Annotated in this window: 20 protein-coding genes and 1 other RNA gene; 9 read left to right on the top strand and 12 right to left on the bottom strand. The window is 63.5% G+C overall.

Going from position 1 to position 22,527, the window contains the following annotated elements; translation table 11 throughout:
- Position 1: 1 nt before the first annotated feature.
- From NTH_RS10950 to NTH_RS10940, 3 genes are read right to left on the bottom strand one after another with little or no spacing between them, the layout of a single operon-like run.
- Positions 2-973: an ABC transporter permease gene (locus NTH_RS10950; RefSeq protein ID WP_338530050.1), complete on the bottom strand. Its 972-nt coding sequence runs from the start codon at positions 971-973 to the stop codon at positions 2-4.
- Positions 973-2,112, bottom strand: a complete 1,140-nt coding sequence (locus NTH_RS10945) for an ABC transporter permease (RefSeq protein WP_338530049.1) — start codon at positions 2,110-2,112, stop codon at positions 973-975. Before NTH_RS10945 ends, NTH_RS10950 begins: the two co-directional genes overlap by 1 nt.
- Positions 2,109-3,641, bottom strand: a complete 1,533-nt coding sequence (locus NTH_RS10940) for an ABC transporter ATP-binding protein (RefSeq protein WP_338530048.1) — start codon at positions 3,639-3,641, stop codon at positions 2,109-2,111. The genes NTH_RS10945 and NTH_RS10940 overlap by 4 nt, the downstream gene beginning before the upstream one ends.
- 122 nt (positions 3,642-3,763) lie before the next feature.
- On the opposite strand from NTH_RS10940, the gene NTH_RS10935 reads away from it, so the two are divergent.
- Positions 3,764-4,936, top strand: a complete 1,173-nt coding sequence (locus NTH_RS10935; RefSeq protein WP_338530047.1) for an iron-containing alcohol dehydrogenase — start codon at positions 3,764-3,766, stop codon at positions 4,934-4,936.
- 42 nt (positions 4,937-4,978) lie between these two features.
- Here NTH_RS10935 and NTH_RS10930 read toward each other — a convergent pair whose 3' ends face one another.
- The 6 genes from NTH_RS10930 to NTH_RS10905 form a co-directional block, all read right to left on the bottom strand.
- On the bottom strand, positions 4,979-6,607 hold the full coding sequence (locus NTH_RS10930; RefSeq protein ID WP_338530046.1) for an ABC transporter ATP-binding protein: 1,629 nt from the start codon (positions 6,605-6,607) through the stop codon (positions 4,979-4,981).
- Positions 6,604-7,755, bottom strand: a complete 1,152-nt coding sequence (locus tag NTH_RS10925; RefSeq protein WP_338530045.1) for an ABC transporter permease — start codon at positions 7,753-7,755, stop codon at positions 6,604-6,606. Before NTH_RS10925 ends, NTH_RS10930 begins: the two co-directional genes overlap by 4 nt.
- Positions 7,756-8,859, bottom strand: a complete 1,104-nt coding sequence (locus NTH_RS10920) for a microcin C ABC transporter permease YejB (RefSeq protein ID WP_338530044.1) — start codon at positions 8,857-8,859, stop codon at positions 7,756-7,758. It lies immediately after the preceding gene.
- Positions 8,860-8,925: 66 nt separating this feature from the next.
- Positions 8,926-10,803: an extracellular solute-binding protein gene (locus NTH_RS10915; RefSeq protein ID WP_338530043.1), complete on the bottom strand. Its 1,878-nt coding sequence runs from the start codon at positions 10,801-10,803 to the stop codon at positions 8,926-8,928.
- A 24-nt stretch (positions 10,804-10,827) separates the two neighbouring features.
- A complete protein-coding gene (locus NTH_RS10910) occupies positions 10,828-12,720 on the bottom strand; it encodes an extracellular solute-binding protein (protein WP_338530042.1) in 1,893 nt (630 codons plus the stop codon).
- A gap of 144 nt (positions 12,721-12,864) precedes the next feature.
- Positions 12,865-13,656: a c-type cytochrome gene (locus NTH_RS10905; RefSeq protein WP_338530041.1), complete on the bottom strand. Its 792-nt coding sequence runs from the start codon at positions 13,654-13,656 to the stop codon at positions 12,865-12,867.
- Between the two features lie 187 nt (positions 13,657-13,843).
- Here NTH_RS10905 and NTH_RS10900 point away from each other — a divergent pair, with 187 nt between their 5' ends.
- Together NTH_RS10900 and NTH_RS10895 are read left to right on the top strand one after the other, a co-directional pair.
- The gene (locus NTH_RS10900) at positions 13,844-14,590 is read left to right on the top strand and encodes a 3-deoxy-manno-octulosonate cytidylyltransferase (RefSeq protein WP_338530040.1); all 747 of its coding nucleotides are present in this window, start codon (positions 13,844-13,846) and stop codon (positions 14,588-14,590) included.
- A 4-nt stretch (positions 14,591-14,594) separates the two neighbouring features.
- A complete protein-coding gene (locus NTH_RS10895; protein ID WP_338530039.1) occupies positions 14,595-15,467 on the top strand; it encodes a prephenate dehydratase in 873 nt (290 codons plus the stop codon).
- Positions 15,468-15,513: 46 nt separating this feature from the next.
- Here the strand turns inward: NTH_RS10895 and nudC are convergent, their stop codons facing one another.
- Together nudC and NTH_RS10885 are read right to left on the bottom strand one after the other, a co-directional pair.
- Entirely contained in the window at positions 15,514-16,455 is a 942-nt protein-coding gene (nudC, locus tag NTH_RS10890; protein WP_338530038.1) for an NAD(+) diphosphatase, read from the bottom strand.
- A gap of 30 nt (positions 16,456-16,485) precedes the next feature.
- Positions 16,486-16,905 carry an HIT domain-containing protein gene (locus tag NTH_RS10885; RefSeq protein ID WP_338530037.1) on the bottom strand — a complete coding sequence of 140 codons (420 nt, stop codon included), beginning with the start codon at positions 16,903-16,905 and terminating at the stop codon, positions 16,486-16,488.
- Positions 16,906-17,018: 113 nt separating this feature from the next.
- On the opposite strand from NTH_RS10885, the gene ffs reads away from it, so the two are divergent.
- From ffs to NTH_RS10855, 6 genes are all read left to right on the top strand, one after another.
- Positions 17,019-17,115: signal recognition particle sRNA small type (gene ffs / locus NTH_RS10880), an RNA gene on the top strand.
- A gap of 111 nt (positions 17,116-17,226) precedes the next feature.
- Positions 17,227-19,038, top strand: a complete 1,812-nt coding sequence (locus NTH_RS10875; RefSeq protein WP_338530036.1) for a DNA polymerase III subunit gamma/tau — start codon at positions 17,227-17,229, stop codon at positions 19,036-19,038.
- A gap of 18 nt (positions 19,039-19,056) precedes the next feature.
- Positions 19,057-19,380 (top strand): YbaB/EbfC family nucleoid-associated protein, encoded by a 324-nt coding sequence (locus NTH_RS10870; RefSeq protein ID WP_265516140.1) that lies wholly within the window; start codon positions 19,057-19,059, stop codon positions 19,378-19,380.
- 111 nt (positions 19,381-19,491) lie between these two features.
- Positions 19,492-20,100 carry a recombination mediator RecR gene (gene recR, locus NTH_RS10865; RefSeq protein ID WP_338530035.1) on the top strand — a complete coding sequence of 203 codons (609 nt, stop codon included), beginning with the start codon at positions 19,492-19,494 and terminating at the stop codon, positions 20,098-20,100.
- 30 nt (positions 20,101-20,130) lie between these two features.
- On the top strand, positions 20,131-21,354 hold the full coding sequence (locus tag NTH_RS10860; protein WP_422392435.1) for a lytic murein transglycosylase: 1,224 nt from the start codon (positions 20,131-20,133) through the stop codon (positions 21,352-21,354).
- A 140-nt stretch (positions 21,355-21,494) separates the two neighbouring features.
- Positions 21,495-21,896, top strand: a complete 402-nt coding sequence (locus NTH_RS10855) for a Kazal-type serine protease inhibitor (RefSeq protein ID WP_338530033.1) — start codon at positions 21,495-21,497, stop codon at positions 21,894-21,896.
- Between the two features lie 79 nt (positions 21,897-21,975).
- Here NTH_RS10855 and NTH_RS10850 read toward each other — a convergent pair whose 3' ends face one another.
- Positions 21,976-22,497 carry an A24 family peptidase gene (locus tag NTH_RS10850; RefSeq protein WP_338530032.1) on the bottom strand — a complete coding sequence of 174 codons (522 nt, stop codon included), beginning with the start codon at positions 22,495-22,497 and terminating at the stop codon, positions 21,976-21,978.
- Positions 22,498-22,527: the final 30 nt, after the last annotated feature.

Raw genomic sequence — 22,527 nt, 5'->3', positions numbered from 1 at the left:
CTCAACGCTCCTTCACATAGGGCACGCCGCCCGCACGTGGCGGAATGGCCCTGCCGATGAAGCCTGCCAGCAGGATCACCGTCAGAATATAGGGAAGCGCCTGCATGAGCTGCACCGGGACGCGGCCGATAATCGGCAGCGGCGTTCCCTGGATGCGAATGGCGAAGGCGTCGAGGAAGCCGAACAGCAGGCAGGCGAACATCACCGGCACCGGCTTCCACTTGGCGAAGATGAGCGCGGCCAGCGCGATAAAGCCGCGGCCGGCGGTCATGTCCTTCACGAAACCCGCATTCTGCGCCAGCGCCAGGTAGGTTCCCGCAAAGCCGGTCAGGATACCGGTGCAGATCACCGCGCGATAGCGCAGCCAGGCGACGGAAATGCCGGCGGTGTCGACCGCTGCCGGATTTTCGCCGACCGCGCGGAGCCGCAGGCCGAACCGCGTGCGAAACAGAGCCCACCAGGTGAACGGCACCAGCAGGAAGGCGATATAGACCAGCAGGGAATGACCCGACAGGAGCTCGGAATAGATCGGCCCCAGGATCGGAACATCGCGCACCGCATCGGCAAAGGGCAGATGGAGCGCATTGAAGCGCCCTTCCGGGCCGACAAGCGGCGTGCGCCCGCCCTGGCTGAACCAAGCCTGGCCGAGAATGATGGTGGAGCCGGCGGCAATGAAATTGATGGCGACGCCCGACACGATCTGGTTGCCGCGATGGGTGATCGAGGCAAAACCATGGGCCAGCGCGAAGAAGACGGAGACGACGACGGCCGCCGCGAGCCCGACCCACGCCGAGCCGGCGACCGCTGCCGCAGCCCCCGCCGCAAACGCCCCGGCCAGCATCTTACCCTCCAGCCCAATGTCGAAGACACCGGAGCGCTCGGAATAGAGCCCCGCCAGAGCGGCGAAAAGCAGAGGCACGGAAAGACGCACCGTCGAATCGAGAACGGCGATGAGCGTATCGAATGCTTCCATCAGGCGCGGCCCTCTTCGCTGGATTGCGCACCTACGGAGCGCGGGCTGAAGCTGGCGAACAGGGTTTGGAGGCTCGGCCGGAACATATGCTCGAGCGCGCCGGCGAACATGATCACCAGCCCTTGGATGATGACGATCATGTCGCGCGAGATGCTGGGCATCTCGAAGGCAAGCTCGGCGCCGCCCTGGTAGAGCATGCCGAACAGGATCGCCGCGGGCACGATGCCGGCGGGGTGGGAGCGTCCCATCAGCGCCACGGCAATGCCGACAAAACCCGCTCCGGTGACGAAATCGACATGCAGGCGATACTGGTCGCCCATGATCGGGTTGAGCGCCATCATACCCGCCAGCCCGCCGGAAACGAGCATGGTGACGATGATGATGCGTGTCTCGCTCACGCCCGCATAGCGGGCCGCCCTGGGGCTGTGTCCGCGCATGCGTATCTCATAGCCGAGCTTGGTGCGCCAGATCAGAACCCAGACCAGGAATGCCGCCACCAGGGCCAGCAGAAAGGTCAGGTTGAAAGGCGCCGACCGCACCGTAAGGCCCAGCGCCTCCAGCATCCAGTTGAGCTTGGGCAGCTGAGCGCCTTCGAGGAAGGTGCGCGTTTGCGGCGCCTGGCTGGTGGCAGGCTTGAGCACGTTGACCAGGAGATAGACCATAAGGCTGGCGGCAATGAAATTGAACATTATCGTGGTGATCACGACATGGGAGCCGCGCTTGGCCTGGAGGTAGGCGGGAATGAAGGCCCAGGCCGCACCGAAGGCCGCGGCGCCCATGATCGCCAGCGGAAAGGTCAGCCACCAGGGCAATATCTGGTCGAATGTCAGCGCGACGAGCGCCACGCCCAGCCCGCCCACATAGGCCTGCCCTTCGCCGCCGATATTGAACAGACTGCAGTGGAAGGCGACCGCCACGGCAAGCCCCGTGAAGATGAAGCTCGTCGCATAATAGAGCGTATAGGCAATGCCCTGCCCGCGCCCCAGGGCGCCGTCGACCAGGATGACCGCCGCGCGCAAAGGGTTCTCGCCGACCAGCAGCACCACCAGCCCAGCCACAAAGAACGCGACAGCCAGGTTGATGAGGGGGATCAGCCCATAATCGGCCCAGGCCGGCAGCTTCGCATAGGGCGCGCTCATTCGGCGGCTTCCTTCTCTTCGACGCCGGCCATCAGCAGGCCCAATTCGCCCTCGCTCGCGTCAGGATCGCGCTCGCCGACGATGCGGCCGGCGAACATCACGAGGATGCGGTCGGAAAGCGAGCGGATCTCGTCGAGCTCGACGGAAACGAGCAGCACCGCCTTGCCCTGGTCGCGCATGTCGATCAGGCGCTTGTGGATGAACTCGATCGCCCCGACATCCACGCCGCGTGTCGGCTGGCCCACGATCAGGACCTTCGGATCTTGCTCCAGCTCGCGCGCAAGCACGATCTTCTGCTGGTTCCCGCCGGAAAAATTGGCCGTCTTCAGGCGGCAGTCCCTGGGACGGATGTCATATTTCTCGATCTTGTCACGCGCGTCCGCGCGTATGGCCTCGACGTCCAGGAAGGGCCCTTTGAGATACTTCTCCTGCCCGTGATAGCCGAGGATGGCGTTCTCGCTTTCCTCGAACGGAAGCACCAGCCCCATGTAATGCCGATCCTCAGGCACATGGGCCATGCCGCGCCGGCGCAGATCGGCGGGATCCGCCTCGCCGGTCAAGTCGACGGGCGCGCCGTCCAATGTCACGGTGCCGGATACCGCCTTGCGAATGCCGGTAATGGTCTCGAGGAGTTGCGACTGGCCGTTGCCGGCAACGCCTGCGATGCCGACGATCTCGCCTGCCCGCACGTCGAAGGAGACGTTGTCGACCATGGTGACGCCGCGCGAATCCCGGACCGTCAGACCTTGCACCGACAGCAGGAGTTCGCCTGGCTTGGCCTCGCCTTTTTCCACCCGCAACAGCACGCGACGGCCCACCATCAGTTCGGCCAGCTCTTCCACGGTGGTTTCGGCGGTCTTGCGCGTGGCCACCATCGCGCCCTGACGCATTACCGATACATTGTCGGTGACGGCCATGATCTCGCGCAGCTTGTGCGTGATAAGGACGATGGTTTTTCCCTCGTTCTTGAGCTGGCGCAGGATACGGAAGAGATGGTCGGCCTCCGGGGGCGTCAGGACGCCGGTAGGCTCGTCGAGTATGAGGATGTCGGCGCCCCTATAGAGCGCCTTGAGGATTTCCACCCGCTGCTGCAGCCCCACCGGCAATTCCTCGACGATGGCGTCCGGATCGACTTCCAGCCCGTAATCGCGTTCCAGCCGCTCCAGTTCGCCGCGGGCCCTGACGATGGACGTGCCCAGAAGCGGCGCGCTCTCGGCGCCCAGTATGACATTCTCCAGAACGGAAAAATTGTGCACGAGCATGAAATGCTGATGCACCATGCCGATGCCGAGCGCGATCGCATCGCTGGAGGACTGAATCTGGACCGTCTTGCCGCCGACGCGGATTTCACCGCTATCTGCCTGGTAGAAGCCATATATGATCGACATCAGGGTCGACTTGCCGGCCCCGTTCTCACCGATGATGCCATGTATTGTGCCGGCTTCGATCTTCAGATCGATGTCCCGGTTCGCATGCACTGCGCCGAAGCGCTTGTTGATGCCGGCGATTTCGATTGCAGCTTCCGCCATACGCGGGCTCACTTCCCCATTTTTTATCGTTTGGTCAAATCCGTATCATGGGCCTTCGCCGCTGCCAACCGGCCGGCATATGCACTCTCGACAAATGCATTGGCAGTTGTCAATTTTCGGAAATGAACAATCTCACTTCTCCCTTCGTGTTTCATACGCCACCCGCCATCGTCTTTGAAAGTGGGGTGAGCCGCCGGCTGGATGAAATCGCGGCAAAAAGGCTTGGACAGACCGTGCTTTTCGTCACGGACCCGGGGCTGCGCCGGCTCGGCCTCTGCGATCCCACGATCGGGGCCCTGCGGCGAGCGGGCCTGGAGGTGACGATCTTCGATCAGGTCGAGGCCGATCCTTCACTGGCCACGCTGATGAGGGCCGTCGAAACGGGGCAGCGGTGCGGAGCCACCGGCGTGCTCGGCTTCGGCGGCGGCTCGTCGCTCGACGTCGCCAAACTGGCTGCGCTGCTGGTGGGATCGGGCGAGGACCTTGACGAGGCCTGGGGCGTGGGCAATGCAAAGGGGCCGCGTCTGCCGCTGGTGCTGGTGCCCACCACCGCCGGCACCGGATCGGAGGTGACGCCCGTTTCCATCATCACCGTTAGCGAGGGGGAAAAGCGCGGCGTCTCCAGCCCGCTCAACCTGCCGGACATCGCGGTGCTGGACCCGGAATTGACCATTGGCCTGCCTCCGGCCATCACGGCGGCCACCGGGGTCGACGCCATGGTGCACGCCATCGAGGCATATGCCTCCAAATCCGCCAACAACAACCCGATTTCCAAGACGCTCGCACGGCAGGCGCTGCAATTGCTGGGCGGGAACATCGAGACGGCCGTTGCCGACGGCAAAAGCATGGCGGCGCGCAGCGCCATGCTGCTCGGTTCGATGCTGGCCGGGCAGGCCTTCGCCAATTCGCCGGTCGCCGCCGTCCATGCGCTTGCCTATCCCATCGGCGGGACGTTCCATGTGCCGCACGGGCTTTCCAACGCGCTGGTGCTGCCCCATGTCCTGCGCTTCAACGCGCCGGAGGCCGCGCACATCTATGCCGAGATCGCCTGTGACGCGTTTCCGCGCCTCGACCGCGGCGAGGGCAGCCAGGCGATATGTGCAGCCTTCATCGAAGAGCTTGCCGCGCTTTGCAAAAGGCTGGGCATGCAGACCCGCCTGCGGGAGGTCGGTATCGGCGAGGAGCATCTGGCGAAGATGGCTGCGGACGCGATGAAGCAGACACGGCTGTTGGTGAACAATCCGCGCGAGGTGAGCGAGGCGGACGCACTGGCGATCTACCGCGCCGCATGGTGAGGGCGGCGGGAAGACCAGGAAGCGGCGAAGAAACGGGCAGTCCTATTCGCTCACCACGCCGCCCGGCACCGCCTCGATGTCGAAGGCAGCCGCGATCAGGGCGCGGGTATAGTCGGTCCTGGGGGAGGTGAATATCTGTTCGGAGGTGCCTGCCTCCACGACTTTGCCGGCGCGCATGACCATCACCTCATTGGCGAGAGCCTTCACCACCTTCAGATCATGGCTGATGAAGAGATAGGCCAGATTGTGCCGCTTCTGCAGGTTGCGCAGGAGATCCACCACCTGCGCCTGCACGCTCATGTCCAGCGCCGATGTCGGCTCGTCCAGCATCACGAATTTCGGCTTCAGCACCATTGCGCGGGCAATGGCGATGCGCTGGCGCTGGCCGCCGGAAAACTCGTGCGGGTAACGGAATCGGCTTTCCGGGCTCAAATCGACCTCCCGGAGCACGTCCACCACCATGGCGTCCCGCTCGTCGTCCGAAAGGCCCGGCTCGTGTATCCTGAGCCCTTCCTGGATGATCTCGGCGACCGACATGCGCGGACTGAGGGAGCCGAACGGGTCCTGGAAGACGATCTGCATCTCGCGGCGCAGCGGCCGCATCTGGCGGAACGAATGCGCGTCGATGCGCGCACCCGCGTAACGGATTTCCCCCTGTGACGAAATCATCCGCGACAGCGCCAGCCCCAGCGTCGTCTTGCCCGATCCCGATTCGCCCACGACGCCCAGAGTCTGCCCCGCGCGAACCGTGACATCGACGCCGTCCACCCCCTTGATGTGGTCCACCGTCCGGCGCAGGAAACCCTTCTTTACCGGGAACCAGACCCTGATATCGGAGCCTTCGATCACCTTCTCCGCCGAAAGGTCGGCAGCCGGGGGCTCGCCCTTCGGTTCGGCCGCCAGGAGATGACGCGTGTATTCGTGCTGCGGATTGTCGAATATCTCCGCGGTCGGACCGGTTTCCACGATCTTGCCGCCGGTCATGACGCAAACCCGATCGGCCACCTTGCGCACGATGCCCAGATCATGGGTGATGAAAAGCATCGACATGTCGTTTTCCCGGCGCAACCGGGCCAGAAGCTCGAGAATCTGCGCCTGAACGGTCACATCGAGCGCGGTGGTGGGCTCGTCGGCGATCAGGAGGCTTGGCTCGTTGGCGAGCGCCATGGCAATCATCACGCGCTGACGTTGCCCGCCCGAGAGCTGGTGCGGGAATGAGGCAAGCCGCGCTTCGGCGTCGCGGATGCCGACCTGATCCATCAGTTCCAGCGTGCGTGCCCGGGCGGCTTGATCGCTCATGCCGCGGTGCAGCTTCAGCACCTCGCCGATCTGCTTTTCAATGTTGTGCAGCGGATTGAGCGAGGTCATCGGCTCCTGGAAGATCATGCTGATCTCGTTGCCGCGCGCCTTGCGCAACTCGTTCTCGCTCGCCGACAGCAAATCCTTGCCGCCATAGATTATCTGACCGGAAGGGTGGCTGGCGGCCGGGTAGGGCAGAAGCTTGAGAACCGACAGCGCCGTCACGGATTTTCCCGATCCCGATTCGCCCACCAGCGCCACGGTCTCGCCGCGCCCGATGTCGAACGAGATGCGATCCACGGCCAACGTCTCCTGCTGACCTTGAGTGAAGGAAACAGAGAGATCGCGGATGGAAAGGAGCGGTCCGTTCATTTGAACGTCTTCCGGGGGTCGAATGCGTCGCGCACTGCCTCGCCGATGAAGATCAGCAGCGACAGCATGATGGAAAGGCTCAGGAAGCCGGTGATGCCGAGCCAGGGCGCGTTGAGGTTGCGCTGGCCCTGACGCAGGAGCTCGCCCAGCGAGGGCGAGCCTGGCGGCAGGCCGAAGCCCAGGAAATCGAGCGATGTCAGCGTCGTGATCGAGCCGTTGAGGATGAAGGGCAGGAAGGTCAATGTCGCCACCATGGCATTGGGCAGAAGATGGCGGAACATGATGGTGCGGTTAGGCACGCCCAACGCCCGCGCAGCGCTCACATATTCGAAGTTGCGGGCGCGCAGAAATTCGGCACGCACCACACCGACGAAGGCGACCCAGGAAAACAGCAGCATGATCCCGAGCAGGATCCAGAAGCCCGGCGGCAGGACGGCTGCGATGATCAGGATAAGGTAAAGCACGGGTATCGACGACCATATCTCGATGAAGCGCTGGAACAGGAGATCGGTCCAACCGCCGAAATAGCCCTGAACGGCGCCGGCCGACACGCCGATCAGCGCCGAAGCCGCGGTCAGGATCAGCCCGAACAGGACCGATATGCGGAACCCGTATATGACCCGCGCCAGCACATCCCGGGCCTGGTCGTCCGTGCCGAGCCAGTTCCAGTTGCCCATGGTGCAGCGTGGATCGTCCGCCCCTTGAGCGTAGCGCTGGCAGCGCACTTCCTTCTCATACATCCACGAAGGCTTTGCCGGCGCTGCCTGCGGGATCTCGCTGTTCACCGTGCGGTAGGAATAGCGGATGGGCGGCCAAATCATCCAGCCATTGGCCTCGATCTCGTCCTGGATGAAAGGATCGCGGTAGTCGGTGACGGCCAGGAACCCGCCGAATTTTTCCTCCGGATAATCCACCAAGACCGGAAACAGAACCTCGCCCTTGTAGGAGGCGAGCACCGGTTTGTCATTGGCAAGAAACTCGGCGAACAGCGACAGGATGAAAAGGACGAGGAAAATCCACAGGGACCAGTAGCCGCGGCGGTTCGCCTTGAAGTTCTGCCAGCGGCGCTGGTTGATCGGCGAAAGCCATGGCCGGCGCGGGCGCTGGAGAACGCGCTGGACCTCCGCCTCGCTCTGGAACTCCGACATCTACACGTCCCTCCGCTCAAAATCGATGCGCGGATCGATGAGCGTGTAGGTGAGGTCGGAAAGCAGGCTGATGAAAAGGCCTATCAGCGAGAAAATATAGAGGTTGGCGAAGACGACAGGATAATCGCGGTCGATCACCGAGCGGAAGCCGAGCAGGCCGAGGCCATCCAGCGAGAAAATGCTCTCGATCAGCAAGGCGCCTGTGAAGAAGGACGAGATGAAGGCGCCGGGAAAGCCGGCGATGATGATCAGCATCGCGTTGCGGAACACATGGCCATAAAGCACCTGCCGTTCCGACAGCCCCTTGGCGCGGGCGGTGATGACATATTGCTTGCGGATCTCGTCCAGAAACGAGTTCTTGGTAAGCAGCGTCGTCGTGGCGAAGGCCGAAAGCACCATGGCCGTCAGCGGCAATGTCAGATGCCAGAAATAGTCGACGATGCGCGCCGGCCAGGAGAGTTGCTCCCAATTGTCCGACGTCAGGCCGCGCAGCGGGAACCAGTCGAAAAACGAGCCTCCGGCGAAAAACACCATGAGAAGGATGGCGAACAGGAAGCCCGGAACGGCATAGGCGATGATGACGACGCCGCTGGTCCACACGTCGAAGGGCGAACCGTCCTTCACCGCCTTGCGGATGCCGAGCGGGATTGAGATGCTGTAGGAGATCAGCGTGATCCAGAGGCCGAGCGAGATGGAGACCGGCATCTTCTCCAGGATCAGGTCCACCACCGAGATGTCGCGGAAATAGCTTTCGCCGAAATCGAAGCGGGCATAGTTCCACAGCATCAGGAAAAAGCGCTCATGTGCCGGCTTGTCGAAGCCGAACTGCTTTTCGAGCTGGGCGATGAATTCCGGATCCAGCCCCTGCGCGCCCCGGTATTTCGAAGAGCCGCCGCCGGCGGCCTCGAATTCCTGGCCGCCGCCGAAATCGGAGCCCCCGCCCGAGATGCGCGCATCCGCGCCTCCGGCCTGGCCGGTCACCTGGGCGATCACCTGCTCGACCGGACCGCCCGGCGCGAACTGAACGACGATGAAGGATATCGCCATGATGCCGAGCAATGTGGGAATCATCAGCAGCAGGCGTCGAAGGATGTAGGCGCCCATCAGCAGGCGGCTCCGCCAAGACGTCGTGAAGCGAAGTGCTTGTCGTCGGCCGTATTCATAGATCCGTCATGCCTTGCCAATCGCCTGCGCCCTGTCCGCGTCGTGCCACCACAGCACCTCGACCGCGAAAAAATAGTCGGGTACCAGTTCGCTATAGCCGAACATATCCCAATAGGCGATGCGGCTGGTGTTGGATCCCCATGTCGGAATCCAGTCGCGCCGTGCGCGGACGACGCGGTCGAGCGCGCGCATCGCAATGGTCAATTCTTCCCGGCTTTGCGCCCTGCCAACTGCTTCCACCAACGCATCCAGGGACGGATCGGTGGCTCCCGGCAGATTATAGCTGCCCTCGACATTGCTGACAGAGGAATGGAAATGCTGCTCCAGCGAGGACTTCGTCGGCGTCGGTTCGAACCGTAGCGCCCGGGATACCAGATCGAAATCGTAGCTGACGACCCTCGCCTGATACTGCGCCGGATCAACGATCCGCAGGGAGGCATCAATACCGATGGATCGCAGGTTCTCGATGAAAGGAGACAGGATGCGCTGCCAGATGACATCGCGGTCAAGAAACTCCAGCGTGAACGCCTCGCCCTTTTCGTTCCTCAGGAGCTGGCCGTCGAGCTTCCAGCCGGCCTCCATCATGAGCTGGCGCGCTCTGCGCAGCGCCTGACGGTCCTTGCCGGAGCCGTCGGCGACCGGCGATTTCACCGCCTCGCCGAAAGCTTCCTCCGGCACGTTGCCCGGCAGGCTTTCCAGGAGCGCCAGAACTTCCTTCGACGGCAGGCCTTCAGCCTTATAGGGAGAATTCTCGAACATCGAATCCGCGCGCTCATACGCGTCGTAGAAAATATTGCGCCGGGTCCATTCGAAGTCGAAGCAGAGCTCGATCGCCTGCCTTACGCGCCGGTCGCGGAACCGTTCGCGCCGCTGGTTGATCGCCCATGCCTGATATCTTGGAGCCTTGGGCAAGGGAATTTCGCGCTTGACGACCTTGCCCTCTTGCGCGGCGGGAAAGTCATATTGAGTGGCCCAGCTGCGCGCGGTGAACTCCTCCCGGAAGAATATGTCACCCTTTTTGAACGCCTCGAATCCGGCGTTCCGGTCGCGATAGAAATCGATGCGGATCGTGTCGAAATGATTTAGGCCGCGCTGCACCGGCAGGTCGCGCGCCCAGTAGTCCTCCACCCGGTCGTATTCGATGTAGCGGCCGGCGGAGACCCGGCCCACCTTGTAGGGGCCGGAACCCAGAAGGGGATGAATCTTGGAGCTGTCGAAGCCATGCTCCTCGACGGATGCTCTCGACAGTACCTGAATGTCGGAAATGGCGCTGAGCGTGGTGCCGACCGACTGGTTGCCGGAGAATGTCAGACGAAAGGTCATCACATCCTGCGCCACCGCTTCGGTCATCTCCGTCAGCATCAGAGAGAGTTGCGGGTGGCCCTTTTCCTTCATGAGGTTGTAGCTGTAGGCCACATCCTCGGCCGTTACGGGCGAGCCGTCATGGAAGCGCGCCTCCGGCCGCAGCTTGAACGTCAGCGTGTTGCGGTCTTCGGACAATGTCACGCTTTCCGCCAGAAGCCCGTAGCGGGCATCCGGCTCGTCCCATGCCCAGGCCATCAGCGTGTCGAAGCAGTATTCCATGCGTGGCGGCGCGTCGCCCGTTCGCACGAAGCTGTTCAGCGTGTTGAAGGTCAGCACATTCTGGTTGAAGTACCAGTAGCCGGGCGCGAAATTGCAGGTACCGCCCTTCGGCGCATCCGGATTGGCGTAGTCGAAATGGGTGAAGTCCGGGCCGTATTTCAGTTCGCCGAAGGTAGAGAGCCCGTGCAGAGGTTTTGCGGTCGGGACCGCGGACCAGGCAGACGTCGGCAGGAACTGCGACAAGGCGGCAGCACCCAGACCGGCCAATACGTCGCGGCGGGTAATTCCGTTATTAGCCATTACAAAAATCCCTTAAAAATCAGATTATTGCTGGCTTCTGTATTTTCGTGCAAGGGCATCCTCGCGTTCCGGGTCGATCCACCAGGACTCGATGTCGACGCTGGCATATTCGGGTTGGTCTTCGGGGATGCCGAACTTGTTCCAATAGGCCACCCACGTGACCGGACGATGGTATTGCGGCACCATGAAATAGTTCCACAAAAGAACCCGATCGAGCGCCCGGGTAGCGGCGACGAGATCGTCCCGATTCTCGGCGTAGATGATTTCTTCGATCAAAGCATCGACGACCGGATCGCTTATGCCGGCCAGGTTTCGGGACCCTTCCAGTTCGGCCGCCTGCGAACCCCAAAACTCCCGCTGCTCATTGCCGGGCGACAGCGATTGCGGGAACAGGCCCGTCACCGCGTCGAAGTCGAAGGCGCTGACCCTGCTTATATATTGCGAAGTATCGATGATGCGCAGCGAAGCGTCGATGCCGATCTTCCGCAGCGCGTCGATATAGCTGCCGAAGATGATCTCGTCGGTCGGTCCCCGGCCAAGGAACTCAATCCGGAACGGCTGGCCGGTATCCGCGTTCACCATGCGCCCGTCTCGGATGACCCACCCGGCGGCCTCGAACAAGTGGACCGCGTCGCGAAGATAGTGGCGTTCCAATTCCGGGCTGGAATAGACAGGCAATTCGAACTCTTCCGTAAAGACTTCCTGCGGCAACTGGTCACGGAACTGCTGCAGGATCTCCAGTTCACGTCCCTCCGGCAGGCCCGTGGCAGCGAGCTCGCTGCCGTGGAAATAGCTTGTGGTCCGTGTGTTCTGGCCGAAGAACTGGGTCCGGTTCAACTGCTCGAAATTGTAGGCGAGCGTCAGGGCCTCCCGCACGCGCCTGTCCTGGAAGCGCGGTTTGCGCAGGTTGAACACGTGAGCCTGCATGCGCTGGACGCCGCCGTCGACGAACTCGCGCTTGATGACGTCGCCGGCCTGGACGGCGGGGAAGTCGTATCCCGTCACCCATCGCCGCGAGCTGTTTTCGATCTGGATGTCCTCGAGACCGCCTTTTGTGAAGGCAAGCCATGCTGCATTCTCATCTTGAAAATAGGTATAGACCCGGCGGTCGAAATTGTAGCGTCCGCGATTCACGGGCAGGTCCGCGGCCCAATAGTCCTCCACCCGCTCCCAGGCGATTTTCGAGCCGGGATCGAAGCTTTGGATCTTGTAGGGGCCGCTGCCCAATGGCGGCTCGAGCGTCGGATCAGCGAAGCTGCGCTTGTTGCCCTCGGCGTCGACACCCTCGAACCAGTGCTTGGGCAATACGGGCAGGTCGCCCATGATGTGCGGCAATTCGCGGTTTCCCGACTGGTCAAACGTGAACTGGACTTCGTGCTCTGACAGCGCCACCGCCTCCTTCACGCTGGCGAAGTAGCGGTTGTGCATGGGGCTCTGCTCCTTGAGCTGCTCCAGCGACCAGACCACATCTTCCGCCGTGATGGGCTCGCCATCGTGCCAGCGCGCCTGCGGGTTGATGCGGTAGGTGGCCGAGGAGAAATCATCAGGATATTTGAACGCCTCGGCAATGAGCGGGTAGCTTGTGCTCGGCTCCGCGAGCGACTGCTGCATCAACGTGTCCCACAGGAGACCGCCGAAAGTCGTCAATCCCGCCGCCGGCGTCCCGCGCACCACGAAGGGATTGAAGCTGTCGAACGTGCCGGTGACCGCCGAATTCAGCGTCCCGCCCTTGGGGGCGTCGGGGTTCACATAGTCGTAGCCCTCGAAAGGCTGCGTCTCGGCGGCTTCATCGATGAGCGAGGTCGTCGTGCGCCATTCCGGCTCCTGGGCGCCGGCAAGGGGTATGGCAAATATCGTCGCAGCGGCGGCGGCAGCCACGAGGGCAAGGTGTCTGCCCTGCTCGCAGATAATGTTCATGAAGCGCCTCCCTTCGAGTGTCTTGCCAACAGAAAGTAGACGATAAGCCGGCCAAGGCAATGTCACCTGCTTCACACTGGCGTAGGGCACAAAAAAAGCCGGGACAACCCGGCTTTTTCATGATGCTCTCCATGGAAGAGAAGCTTATTGCGCCGGCGTGGCCGGTTCGGCTTCATTGGACGGCGCCTCAGTGGGCGCCGCGTCAGCGGGCGCGTTCTCGTTTCCGGAAGTCCCTTCTTCCTGGACGGCGTCGCCTTCAGCCTCGGCGGGCGAGGCCTCGGGCGTTTGCTCTGCATCGGCAGCGGGCTCTGCGTCGGCAGCCGGTGGCTCGGCCGCTGCATCCTCGTCGCCGGCGGCTGCGTCGCCTTCCTCGCCGGCACCCTCGCCGCCGGCTTCCGGCAACGGCGCGGGGTCGTCCGACAATGTGCGCAGATAGGCGATGATATCGGCGCGGTCCTCAACGTTCTTCAGGCCGGCAAAGGCCATGGCCGTTCCAGGAACCAGGCCCTTGGGGCTGGCGAGGAAGGCATCGAGATTCTCATAATCCCAGACGACCTCGCCCCCCTGCGCGTATTCCTGCAAGGCGGCCGAGTAGCTGAAGCCTTCATGGCTTGCCACCGGGCGACCGACGATGTCCCAAAGATTGGGTCCGACCTTGTTGGCGCCGCCCTCTTCCACCGTATGGCAGGCCTGACAGCGCTTGAAAATGTTCTCGCCGGCGGCCGGGTCGGCCGAGGTGAGCAGCGGCAGGACCGATTCGGGGGCGACCTCTTCCTGGGGCGCGCCTCCGCCGTTTTCAGGCACCTCTACGGCATAGCCGGGCGTTTCGGGCGCTTCGACATGGAAGAGCGCATCCGAAACAATGCTGACCGAGAATATGATAAATACCACGCCAAGAAGCGCGCCGATGATCTTATTAATTTCGAACGAGTCCATTCGCCCTGAGGCTCCCTTTTCCGGACGCCGCGGCGAGGCGGTTGCCTTAAAGTGCCGCTCTCGTGTCCCCCGCGTTCGGCCGATGCCGGTAAAATCGCGCGGAAACTAGGTCTTTTGCTTCGCGCATGCAACACATATAAGGCTGTTTCCGCTGAGACCTTTTGCCACTTTCAACCCCGGTTCTTTCATGAAAGCGATTGTCCTTATTCCAGCGCGCATGGCTTCCACCCGCCTGCCCGGCAAGCCGTTGGCCGATATCGCCGGCAAAGCGATGATCCTGCACGTGGCCGACCGGGCAAGAGAGGCCGGCCTTGGCCGCGTCGTCGTCGCCACCGATACGCGCGAGATCGCGGCGGCAGCCGAGGCCGATGGCGTGGAAGCGGTGATGACGCGCAGCGACCATCAGTCCGGGTCCGACCGCATCTTCGAAGCGCTGAACCGCGTGGATCCGAACGGCGAGGCCGAGCTCGTCATAAATCTGCAGGGCGACCTACCGAATATCCCGGCTGCAGACATCATTGCCGCCGCCAAGCTTCTGGAAGCGCCGGAGACAGATATCGGCACCCTGGGCGTGGAAATCCGCGACGAGGCTGAGAAGACCAATCCAAGCGTCGTCAAGATCATCGGCACGCCGAAGGGCGGCGGCGACCTGAAGCGGCTGCGCGCGCTTTATTTTACCCGCGCCACCGCGCCGTGGGGCGAGGGGCCGCTCTACCACCACATCGGCATCTACGCCTATCGCCGCGCCGCGCTCGAGCGTTTCGTGGCGCTGCCGCCCTCGCCGCTGGAACTGCGCGAGCGGCTGGAGCAGCTGCGGGCGCTGGAGGCGGGGATGCGGATCGATGTGGGGCTGGTGGATTCGCTGCCGCTCGGCGTCGACACGCCGGAAGACCTCGAGCGGGCACGCGACATTCTGAAAGACAGGCAGGTTTGAGATTATGGCGGCAAGAAAGACCAACAGGATAGCATTTCAGGGAGAGCCCGGCGCCAACTCCGACACGGCCTGCCGGGATATGTTTCCCGGCATGGAGCCGCTGCCCTGCCCCACATTCGAGGATGCTTTCGCCGCCGTTGAGAACGGCAAGGCCGACCTTGCCATGATCCCGATCGAGAACACCATTGCCGGCCGGGTGGCCGACATCCATTACCTTTTGCCCGAATCCAGGTTGCACATCGTCGGCGAATATTTCCTGCCGATCCATTTCCAGCTCATGGTGCTGCCGGGCGTGGACCTATCCGAGATCAACACCGTCCACAGCCACATCCATGCGCTGGGCCAGTGCCGCAAGATCATCCGCAAGCACCGCTGGAAACCGATGGTCGCCGGCGATACCGCCGGCGCAGCCAAGCAGGTGGCCGAAGAACAAGAGCGGACCAGCGCCGCACTCGCTCCACGCCTGGCCGCGGATCTCTACGGGCTTGATATCGTTGCCGAGAATGTCGAGGACACCAACAACAACGTCACCCGTTTCGTCGTCCTGTCCAAGGAGAAGGCATGGGCGTCGCGCAAAAGCGACGAACAAGCGATGGTGACGACCTTCATCTTCCGGGTGCGCAACCTGCCTGCCGCGCTTTACAAGGCGATGGGCGGTTTCGCCACCAACGGCGTCAACATGACCAAGCTGGAAAGCTACCAGCTCGGCGGCAAGTTCTTCTCCACGCTCTTTTATGCCGATGTGGAAGGCCATCCGGAGGATCGCAACCTCGCGCTGGCCCTTGAGGAGCTGCGCTTCTTCTCGCGCGAGGTAAGGATTCTCGGCGTCTACGAGGCGCATCCCCTTCGCGCCAGCCAGAGCGAAGACGAGGAGTAAGCGCGTCCAGGCGCGCTCTGGTGAATGAGGCGAACAGCAGCGGGGCTCAGCCGTCCTCCGCCCAGGATGCAATGATGTGCCGGGCGATCGCGCCGCGCGGGGGAACGCCCAGCCCATCGGAGTGGGCGCCCGCCAGCATCGATCGCACTTCCTCGCGCGGGAACCAGCGGCAATCCTCCAGTTCGGCCATGTCGGCATCGACCTTCTCGGTTTCCGCCTCGCCCACGCAGCCGATCATCAGCGAATAGGGAAAGGGCCAGGGCTGGCTGGCCAGATAGGTCACCTTTCCCACCTTCACCCCCGATTCCTCGAAGGTTTCGCGCCGCACCGCCTGTTCGATGGTTTCGCCCGGCTCGATGAAGCCGGCCAGGCAGGAATAAATGCCGGGCGCGAAATGCGGGCTGCGGCCAAGAAGGCATTTTTCGCCACGCACTGCCAGCATGATGGCCACCGGGTCCGTCCGTGGAAAGTGATCGCGTTCGCAATCCGTGCAGTGTCGGCGGTAGCCGCCGGCCCGCATCTCGGTTTCCCGGCCGCACTTCCCGCAGAACCGGTGATTGGCGTTCCAAGCGAGAAGTGCCGCGCCTTGGGCGAGCGCGCCCAGTGTCGCGGGGTCCAGCAGGCCCTGCACATAGATGGACCGGAGGTCGATAGCCTTGATATCGGCCGGCAGCGCTTCCGGGTCGAGATTGAAAGGCGCGGCCAGCACGGGAACTTCGGGCGTACGCCCCAGCAGCACCGCCTCCGCAAGCATGGCCCTGAGAGCCGTCGCATCCCCGGCCGTGAAATAGGCGCCGAATCCCTTCTCCTGCATCTTCAGGCAAAGCCGCCCGTCCCGTATCAGCATGAGACGGGCTTCCGGCTCCCCCAGCGCCCTTGCGGCCGCGTCGTCGGCGCGGTTCTCGGATTGGGGGTCGATGATGTTGCCCGTGAATGCGATCGCATCCAGAGCCGCGTCACCGGCGCGCGGCTTCACGCTCGTGTCCATTCCGTCCTCGTGCTTTCATTGATCGAAGCGTCACAGCTTGCGCTTGATGTTCTCGGCCAGCTGGTGAAGGTCTTCCCTGCGGTAGGGTTCGCGCTCGCCATAGCCCCAGACCGGGCCGGGCCAGCCGGCATCATTCTCATGGCGGGCAATGATATGCACGTGGAGCTGCCGCACAATGTTGCCAAGCGCGGCACAGTTGATCTTGGTGCAGCCGGTCATATCCTTCAGCGCCTGTGAAACCATGTTGGTCTCGAAGCTCAGCATCGCCTGATCGAGCGGCGTCAGGTCATGGATCTCCTCGATGCCCGGTCGCTGCGGAATGAGCAAGAGCCACGGCCAGCGGCGGTCATCGCGGATACGCAGCTCGCAAAGGCCGAGCCACATGACCTGCTTGCTCTCGCTCTCCAGCCGCGGATCGAGCTCGAAACCCTTTTTCTTGCCGGGCAACATATCGTTTCCTCTTTCCGGGCAGGCTACAGCATCGGCCTGGAAATCGGAATCGATTTTCGGAGAGCGTTCCGACGCACTTGCATTTGCCGTCGCGATTGACGATATGGGACCTGGGAGGTTGGTGGTGGACGCGCCACTCGCCAACCGGGTCAGGTCCGGAAGGAAGCAGCCCTAACGAGCCAGGCACGGGTCACCGTGCCAGCCTCCCACCTTACCCTTCATCCGCTTGCCTTTGCCTCTTGCCCGGATGAGCGCTTGACGCGCGACCGCACGGCAAGGAAAACTGGCCGTTGCGGGACACCATGGGAGCGCGACTATCTGATGGATGACGCCGGACAGACGGACAAGGGCAAGGCCGGCGCCTATCGCGTTCTGGCGCGCAAATACCGCCCGCGCGATTTTTCCGCCCTCATCGGCCAGGAGCCGATGGTTCGCACGCTGACCAATGCCTTCGCCACCGGGCGCATCGCGCAGGCCTGGATGCTGACCGGCGTGCGCGGTGTCGGCAAGACGACGACGGCGCGCATCCTGGCGCGAGCGCTCAATTACAAGACCCCCGAGATCGACCAGCCCACCATCGCGCTGGAGGCGCCGGGTGAGCACTGCGAAGCCATCATGGAAGGCCGGCATGTCGACGTGGTCGAGATGGACGCGGCCTCCCATACGGGCATCGACGACATACGCGACATCATCGAGCAGGTGCGCTACGCGCCCGTGTCGGCCCGCTACAAGGTCTACATCATCGATGAGGTTCACATGCTCTCCAACCAGGCCTTCAACGGCCTGCTGAAGACGCTGGAAGAGCCGCCGCCGCATGTGAAGTTCATCTTCGCCACCACGGAGATCCGCAAGGTTCCGATCACCGTTCTGTCGCGCTGCCAGCGTTTCGACCTGCGCCGGGTCGATGCCGGCGTGCTGACCGCTCATCTGCGCGAGATCGCCACCCGTGAAGGCGTGACCGTCGAGGACGCGGCTCTGGCGATGATCGCGCGCGCGGCCGAGGGTTCGGTGCGCGATTCGCTCTCCATCCTGGATCAGGCCATTGCGCATTCGGCGGCGCAGGTCACCGCGCAGACCGTGCGCGACATGCTGGGCCTTGCCGACCGCGCCCGCGTGATCGACCTGTTCGAGCACTTGATGAAGGGGGACGTGGCCGCCGCCCTCGGCGAATTCCGCGCGCAGTACGATGCGGGCGCCGATCCGGCCACCGTGCTGACCGACCTTGCCGAGTTCAACCATCTGGTCACCCGCCTCAAATTCGTCGAGCAGGCGGCCGGCGACGCGTCGCTCAACGAAGACGAGCGCACGCGCGGGGCGGCCTTCGCGGGGCAGCTTTCGGTCCGGGTCCTGTCGCGCGCCTGGCAGATGCTCATCAAGGGCATTCAGGAAGTACAGCATTCCAACCGGCCGGTGGCAGCCGCCGAAATGGTGCTCATCCGCATCGCCCATGCGGCGCATTTGCCGACACTCGACGAAGCACTGAAATCGCTGGAGAGCGGGGCGGCCCCCAGGCCCGTGCCGCAGCCGCATGGAAACGGGGGCGGCGTGCCCGCCACCCATGGCGGAAACGGCGGCGCCCATGCGATTGCCACAGGCCGCGTGTCGGCTTCGGGCGGCGGGCAGACCATGAGGCTAGTGCAGGCCGAGGCGGTGGCGCCGCCGGCCGAGCCCGGCCCAACGCCTGTGGCCGAGCCCGCCATCGAGGAAGTTCCGCTCGGTTCGCTGGCCGACATCGCCGATCTGGCCGACGCACGCCGCGACATGGCCTTCAAGGTGCAGTTCAAGAATTGCGTGCGGCTCGTCCAGATCGAGCCGGGCAGGCTCGCGGTAAACCTGACGGAGGATGCGCCGAAGACGCTTTTGAACGACCTCACCACGCGCCTGATGGAGTGGACGGGCCGGCGCTGGGTCGTTTCGCTGTCGCGCGAGGGCGGCTCGCCGACACTGGCCGAGACCGAACAGGGCAAGCGTGAATCGGCCATTGCCGATGCGAAGGCAGACCCCGCGGTTGCGGCCATACTGAAGAAGTTTCCGGGTGCGCGGATCCTCGACATCCGCATACCCGACGCGGTTGCGGTCGACGACGAATTGCCGGTCGCGCCCGAGACGGACGACGACGATAATGAAATCTAGCAGGAACTGGAGACGGCTATGCGCGACCTGATGGGTCTTATGGGCAAGGCGAAGGAAATGCAGGCCAAGTTTCAGGCCATGCAGGAAGAGATGGCCCAGATGGAGGTCACCGGACAGGCCGTCGGCGGAGCCGTGAAGGTGACGCTGACCGGCAAATTCGAGATGAAGAAGCTGGAGATCGACCCGTCACTCTTCAAGGAAGACGACGTGGAAATCCTGGAAGACCTCATCCTGGCCGCCCACAACGACGCCAAGACGAAGGTCGAGGCGGCCATGCAGGAAAAATCCCAGGAGATGACGGCCGGCCTGCCCATCCCGCCGGGAATGAAGCTGCCGTTCTAAGGGATTAGGGGAATAGGGCAGGAAGGCAGTCGGCGGCAGGAGTACCCCTGTTTCCCTACTGCCCTACCGCCTTGCTGCCCTATTCCTGCCGCCTCAACCAATCGAAATCCCATGTCCAAATCCATCGCCGGCCCCGAGATTGAGCGACTGATACAGCTTCTGGCAAAGGTGCCGGGGCTGGGGCCGCGCTCGGCCCGGCGGGCGGCGCTGCATCTCATCAAGAAGAAGGAGCAGCTCTTCGAGCCGCTGACCGCCGCCATGGCCGAAGCGGTGGAGAAGGTCCGGGTGTGCTCCGTCTGCGGCAATGTCGACACGATCGATCCCTGCACCATCTGCATCGACCCGCGCCGCGATGCCGCCACCTTGATCGTGGTCGAGGACGTGGCGGATTTGTGGGCGCTGGAGCGGGCGGCGGCGATGAATGTCCGCTACCACGTTTTGGGCGGCACGCTTTCGCCGCTGGACGGCATAGGCCCTGACGATCTCAACATTTCCGGCCTGGTGAGCCGCGTGGCCGAGGGCGGCATTTCCGAGATCATCCTCGCCGTCAACGCCACCGTCGAAGGCCAGACCACGGCCCATTACATCACCGATCAGATGGCCGATATGGGCGTCAAGGTCACCCGGCTTGCGCATGGCGTGCCTGTCGGGGGAGAACTGGATTATCTCGACGAAGGCACGCTTGCCGCCGCATTGAAATCACGCACCGCTTTCGACTGACCGCAGCAAGAGGACGACGCCTTGAGAGGAATGATGGGAAAGATCGTGCTGGCGCTGGCCGCCATTCTCCTCGCCGTCATTGCCGCGCGCGCGGCCTCGATAGAGGAGCAGTATCGCGGCTGGCTGGCACGCGACCTGTGGCCGGCCGCCCAGGCGCGCGGCATCTCCCAGACGACCTTCAACCAAGCGCTCGGCGCGACCTCTCCCAATCTCAAGCTGCCCGACCTCGTCCTGCCGGGCCAGAGCGCATCTTCGCAACGCCAGCAGCATCAGGCCGAATTCCGGGCGCCGTCGGCCTATTTCCAACATGTGGGCGGCGTTGTCTCCGGCGGGCGCAGCCGCGCACAACGGCTGGCATCGGTACTGACGGCCATCGAGCAGCGCTTCGGCGTGCCGCGCGGCATCGTCCTTGCGATCTGGGGGCGGGAGTCCGGCTTCGGTCGCGCCGATATCCCCCACGACGCGTTCGAGGTCCTGGCGACGAAGGCCTTCCTGTCGACCCGCAAGGACATGTTCCGCGAGGAAGTGCTGGCCGCGCTCGAGATGGCGGAAAAGCACGGAATCGATCCACGCGCCATGCGCTCCTCCTGGGCCGGAGCAATGGGCCAGCCGCAGTTCCTGCCCAGCTCCTACCTGAAATACGCCGTGGACGGCGATGGCGACGGGCGCGCCGACATCTGGAACTCGGAAGCCGACACCCTGGCCTCCATCGCCAACTACCTTGCCCAGCACGGCTGGGTGCGCGGGCGCGACTGGGGTTTCGAGGTCGTCGTTCCGCAAGAGATCTCCTGTGCGCTGGAAGGCCCCGATCAGGGCCGCCGTATCGCAGACTGGGCCGCCATGGGTATCAGACGTGTGGGCGGAAAGGCTTTTCCAGCCCACGAGTTGAGCGGCGAGGGCTATCTGATGATGCCGGCCGGCCGCTATGGCCCAGCCTTCATCGTCACGCCCAATTTCTACCGGCTCAAGGATTACAATGAGAGCGATCTCTACGCCCTCTTTGTCGGCCATGCCGGCGACCGGATCATGTATGGCGACATTTCCTTCCAAGCGGAGTGGCACGCGGTCAGCGGCATCGGCCGGTCGGGGATTGCCGCCATGCAGCGGGCGCTGGAGGGAATGGGATACGATGTCGGCGGCGCCGATGGGCTGGCCGGCTTCAAGACACGGCGTTCAATAGGGAATTGGCAAGAAAGACAAGGCAAGATCGCCACCTGCTTCCCCGATGCGGAACTGGCACGCCAGCTCCGCTAGAGCGCCGTGCGGCGCTCTAGCAGTTTGAATCTACGCATCGTGCTTTCCGAAAATCGATTCCGATTTTCGGGCCGATGCTGTAGGGAACGCGGCGGACATAGCGGCGTTAGAGCCTTGTCCGGTTGCAACAGGAGGGGTTCATGCATCTCTTTAAGCCATTGATCAAGCTGGGCGCGATGGCCTGCGCGGCGGTTATCCTGTCGAGTTGCACGGTTGTCGTCGACGAAGGTCCCGATCGCCCGCCGAGGCCGGACCGCCCGCAAATGTGCACCATGGAATACGACCCCGTCTGCGCCCGCCGCGGCGAGCGGCAGCGCACTTTCTCCAACGCCTGCATGGCCCGCGCCGAGGGCTATCGTCCGATTTACCCCGGCGAATGCCGGCGGCGGCCGGACCGCCCGCCGCAGTCCGACAGGCCCCAGTTCTGCACCAAGGAATACAGGCCGGTTTGCGCAAGGCGCGGCGACCGGGTCCGCACCTTTCCCAACGCCTGCACCGCACGGGTCGCGGATTACAGGGTGATCCATCCGGGAAGCTGCTGAATCGCGGCACTACAGTTGAGAAGGGCCGCGGCGCCGAACGCCGCGGCCTTTTGTCTGGCAATCGAACCCGCAAAAATGCTCAGGGAGCCGTCATCCGCGCCATCGCCCACTGCATCAGCGGCGTTTGGGAATAGGTGAGCAGGCCGCCCACGCCGAGGGCGACGCCGTACGGGATACCCGCCTCCTGGTCGGAAAAATGCCGCAACAGCACATTGGCGCCTGTCAGCGCGGAGATGGGAGAATTGCGATAGGCGATGAGCGCCAGGGTCAGCGCGCCACCGGCCACGGTCGACAAGATGAGATAGTCCAGGAGGCCGGCGCTGAAGCCGAACCAGACGGAGGTGGCGGCAAGCAGCTTGGCATCGCCGCCGCCCATGCCGCCCAGGGCGAACAGGCCGAAGGTCACCACGAGCACCGCCGCGCCGGCGGCGAAATGCATGCCGTAGGCCGCCCATTCCATGCCGGTGAAGGGCGCGATCAGCGCGAAGGCGGCGACCAGCAGCAGCGACACCCGGTTGGCGATGGTCATCGACACCATGTCGGACACGGCGGCATAGGCCATGCAGAAGGGGAATATGACGAAGATGGCGGCTTCAAGCATCGGCTTCACCTAAACCAGGAAACGAAGCGA

The sequence above is a fragment of the Nitratireductor thuwali genome (assembly GCF_036621415.1).
In the GTDB taxonomy this organism is placed as follows: Bacteria; Pseudomonadota; Alphaproteobacteria; order Rhizobiales; family Rhizobiaceae; genus Chelativorans; species Chelativorans thuwali.
The sequence above is the reverse complement of the archived record's forward strand: the minus strand, read 5'-3'. Positions and strand labels throughout refer to the sequence as shown.